This window comes from Siminovitchia sediminis (assembly GCF_042680885.1).
Lineage (GTDB): Bacteria > Bacillota > Bacilli > Bacillales > Bacillaceae_C > Siminovitchia > Siminovitchia sediminis.
Genome location: NZ_JBHUEO010000042.1, coordinates 1 through 3947, shown reverse-complemented (window position 1 = coordinate 3947; position 3947 = coordinate 1). Strand labels below are relative to the sequence as shown.

Here is a 3947-nt window from a genome sequence, read left to right as displayed (position 1 = left end):
TTAGTTTCGACACTATGGTGGCTGTTTCTTTGTTTTGACATCATTCACTTACCTCCGGGAAAATTGCGTTATGTCGTATTTCAGTATAAACCATGTGTCCATTATAAGGGGGTCAACCACTGGCACCACCCGGAAATTGCCGGATTTTGTCGAAAAAAAGACAGCCCGCAGGCTGCCTCTTAGTGATTAAATGGCCTAGGTCTTTCCCTGCTCCGATCAAAATAATACTGGATCGCTTTTAAGATCCTTTTGGATGCCTCACCATCCCCGTATGGGTTGAACGCTCTTGCCATTTTTTCATATTCTTTGGAGTCCGTTAATAATTCATGAGCCAAACGGTAGATCCGGTCTTCCTTGACTCCCGCCAATTTCAATGTGCCTGCCTGGACACCTTCCGGCCGCTCCGTCGTATCACGCAGCACCAGCACCGGAACTCCCAGTGAAGGAGCTTCCTCCTGAACCCCGCCAGAGTCGGTCATAATTAAATAAGACTGACTTGCAAAGTTATGGAAATCAATCACATCCAGCGGTTCAATTAAATGAATTCTCGGATCATCCTCCAAAATTTCCGCCGCCAGTTCTCTCACAACCGGATTGCGGTGTACTGGATAAACGACTTGAACATCATCGTGTTCATTCACCAGGCGTTTCACGGCACGAAAAATACTTCTCATCGGCTCGCCAATATTTTCCCTGCGGTGGGCGGTCAGTAAAATGAGTTTGTCTGTCCCCACTTTGTCCAGCACTTCATGAGAATACTGTTCTTTTACAGTTGTCTTCAACGCATCAATGACGGTATTTCCTGTAATAAAAATAGACTCTTCCTTCACATTTTCCTTTATTAAGTTATCCGCCGCTTGTTTCGTCGGAGCAAAATGGATATCAGCAATCACACTGGTGAGCTGCCGATTCATTTCCTCCGGAAAAGGGGAATATTTATTCCACGTCCTTAGCCCGGCCTCTACGTGGCCGACGGAAATTTGATTATAAAACGCGGCCAGGCTGGCAACGAAAGTAGTTGTTGTATCCCCATGAACAAGGACGATATCGGGTGTGGCATCCTTCATCACCTGATCGAGGCCATCGAGCCCTTTCGTTGTCACATCCACCAAAGTTTGTCTGTCTTTCATAATATTTAGGTCGTAATCCGGTTGAATATTAAATATGTCCAGCACCTGATCCAGCATATCGCGGTGCTGTGCCGTGACGGTCACAACAGGCTCAAATATACGGGATTGCCTTTGCAGCTCCAGTACGAGCGGAGCCATTTTAATTGCCTCGGGCCTTGTGCCAAAAATCGCCATTACTTTAATTTTACTCAATCATATAGCCTCCGAAACAGCTTGGTTTACACAGCTAAATATACGCTAAATCCGGCGGCCTTTCCACCATCTTCTAGAACCGGAGCTTAGATCATGATGTTATTCGACATGTTTCAGCAAAAACCGGGGAGTGACAGGCACCTGTCGAAAAAGATGTACCCGGGCAAATCCCTACTCCGCAAATTTGTAGACTCTGTAGCTGATCAGGTCCTCATCATGGGGGTAGAAGGTCAGGAGTTTCTCCCCTGTGTTCAGGTTTACTTCTGTAAAGTGCTCCTCATTGTTTTCACCGCTCCCCCAGCCGATGAGCACAATGTTTTGGTCTTCGTCCAGCATGTGAACCGACCCGCGGGTAGCAGAGAAATGCCCGGTAGGGAACGATTCGAAGCTCTCGATCTGTTTATTTTCTTCATCTAAACGAACCTTTACAATCGTTGTTTCCGCCTGTTCCTTCCGTAAAGGATCCTCCTCAGGAACAATCGGGTACGGCGCCACAGGCAGCACGTTTCCATTGTTGAAAAATAACAATGAACCGTCACTCAACACAGAAACTTTATGCTGCCGTCGAAATTGCTGCTCTTCCGTTAAACCGAACTGATCTCCCTTTCCGCCCAAAATCCACATCACTTCGCCCGTGTTCCGGTTCAGCTTGACCAATGAATCCAAATTTCTAAAAGACACCACAAAATGATGATCCCCTGGATCCACAGTAATGGCATTAAAATGCATATAATCAGCATACGCTGCATGTTCATTTGTAAAATCGTTATGCTCCACGCTTTGTTCATAAAACTCCGGATACTCGGTACTTTTCCATTCCCATATAACCTCCTGATTTTTAATTTCTTGAAGGTACGCAGCCATCACATTGGCTCCGCCTGGTTTTTGTTGAATATGAGCCGGAATGTTCGTCACGGTCTCCGCATAATAAGAACTTACAACATAATGTCCCAAATCCAACAAGAGAAAGTCATGATTTTCCAGAGGTTCAGGTTCCACCAAATCAGTGGGAATGAGAGAATCCACCTCATCGACGACACGATAGTGTTCATCCATAATGACAGCCTTTGTTGTCTGATAACCAATAACCTTTACCTTTTCTTCCGTACGATTTTGAACAAGATAACTATAATATTTTTTCCCGTCTTCTGTTGTATTCAGCTTAAAATCAAATGAATACGCCGTACCCAAATTTTTGTAATAAACAATTTGCCCACTCGCATTCATTTTTACTATATAGTCGCCATAGGTAAAATAATAAAATCCATCCTCGGCACCCTTATTGTCCACAGTGTAGCCGCTTAAGCCTTGCGGAAGCGTGCGGATATGGTGGTTCTTTCCATCTACTGTCAAGGTAATAAAATCCTCATCGCTGATCGTTTCAACCGTCAAAGGATAGCTATCCTTTCCCGTTACATCCTCGCCATTCACTTGAACCTGATGGTCCGATAAGGAACGAAGATCCAGCACATTTTTTGCTTCTGTCGTTAAAGAAGGAAGCTCGTACATATTTCCCGGGTTTTTCAAATCCATGTCCGGCAAGGGAATCCAATCGTAATCCTCAGGAAAACTTTGAACCTTCGCCTCCTGTTCCGGCTCTTCCGGAGGCGGAGCGTTTTCTAATGGTGTCGAAGCAATGAAATAGATTAGGACGGCGGGTATGACAAGCAGAATGGCAGCCGTCCATATTCGCAGATTTTTACTCATCTGAGACTCCTTTTTTAGGGATAGTTTGTCCCGAATGGAGTGATATGAAACAATATATTTCGTTGACCATTCTGCATGTCTCTATAAACTTCCAATTGACTAACGTTTTTAGTTAAAGATTTATTAATAACCGGCTTAAAGAGGTTATATGAGTCTGTTGCACATTATCGACTGTGTAAGTGGAAAGAATGCATTCAAACTTTGATTATATGCATCTCTATTACCTTCGAGCGCAGCGCTTTTCATTTCTCGAAAGTCCTTCATAACTGACGTTTTCATTTTCACCCACAAGGGTTGATGGGTAGAGGAAATTGCATTTGATGAAAATCTAAAATTTATTTATGAAAGTTTAATAATCTGAAACTTTTTAATTGATCCATTATTTAAACTCTACTATATTTAGTAATAATTAAAAATTAAGGAGGGGCTATAATACTATAAATTTATTCCTATTTATCACCGTTAAGTCTTGTTTTTTTAGAAAATTCCTTAGAAAACAGAAAGCGAGGATGACCAAATGAGCATGTCTGCAGAACTGATTTTATTTAACGGCAAGATTTTACGGTTAACAACAATTTTGATGTAAAGGAATTGGTCGCTATCAAGGACGGTAAGTTTCTCGCTGTAGGGACAAACGATGAAGTGGACGCATTTGGAGGTGAAAATACTGAGTGGATTGATTTAAAGGGGAAAACTATTATACCTGGGTTGATTGATTCTCACATTCATGTAGATAATGTGGCTTCACAAATCGGCTGGGTAAATTTAAAAGGAACTAAGGACATACAAGATGTCCTCAGCTTGTAGAGAAAGTATATGTTTTTTTCTCTACAGGCTTTTTTATTTTACATTTAGACGACTTGTATCTAGATTTTTGTGTTTTTATTTTTAAGAAAAAGATTCCCATCCACCTAGACC

Annotated in this window: 5 protein-coding genes; 2 read left to right on the top strand and 3 right to left on the bottom strand. The window is 42.4% G+C overall.

What is annotated here, in order from left to right:
- On the top strand, nt 1–183 hold a 183-nt coding region (locus tag ACFSCZ_RS13485), incomplete at its 5' end, for a hypothetical protein (RefSeq protein ID WP_380774529.1).
- Here ACFSCZ_RS13485 and wecB read toward each other — a convergent pair.
- The 3 genes from wecB to ACFSCZ_RS13470 form a co-directional block, all read right to left on the bottom strand.
- Nucleotides 180–1304 carry a non-hydrolyzing UDP-N-acetylglucosamine 2-epimerase gene (gene wecB, locus ACFSCZ_RS13480; RefSeq protein WP_380774531.1) on the bottom strand — a complete coding sequence of 375 codons (1125 nt, stop codon included), beginning with the start codon at nt 1302–1304 and terminating at the stop codon, nt 180–182. The genes ACFSCZ_RS13485 and wecB overlap by 4 nt on opposite strands.
- 189 nt (nt 1305–1493) lie before the next feature.
- The gene (locus ACFSCZ_RS13475; protein ID WP_380774528.1) at nt 1494–3029 is read right to left on the bottom strand and encodes an aryl-sulfate sulfotransferase; all 1536 of its coding nucleotides are present in this window, start codon (nt 3027–3029) and stop codon (nt 1494–1496) included.
- 144 nt (nt 3030–3173) lie between these two features.
- Nucleotides 3174–3368, bottom strand: a complete 195-nt coding sequence (locus ACFSCZ_RS13470) for a sporulation protein YpjB (RefSeq protein ID WP_380774530.1) — start codon at nt 3366–3368, stop codon at nt 3174–3176.
- Nucleotides 3369–3620: 252 nt separating this feature from the next.
- Here ACFSCZ_RS13470 and ACFSCZ_RS13465 point away from each other — a divergent pair, with 252 nt between their 5' ends.
- A complete protein-coding gene (locus ACFSCZ_RS13465) occupies nt 3621–3836 on the top strand; it encodes an amidohydrolase family protein (protein WP_380774527.1) in 216 nt (71 codons plus the stop codon).
- Nucleotides 3837–3947: the final 111 nt, after the last annotated feature.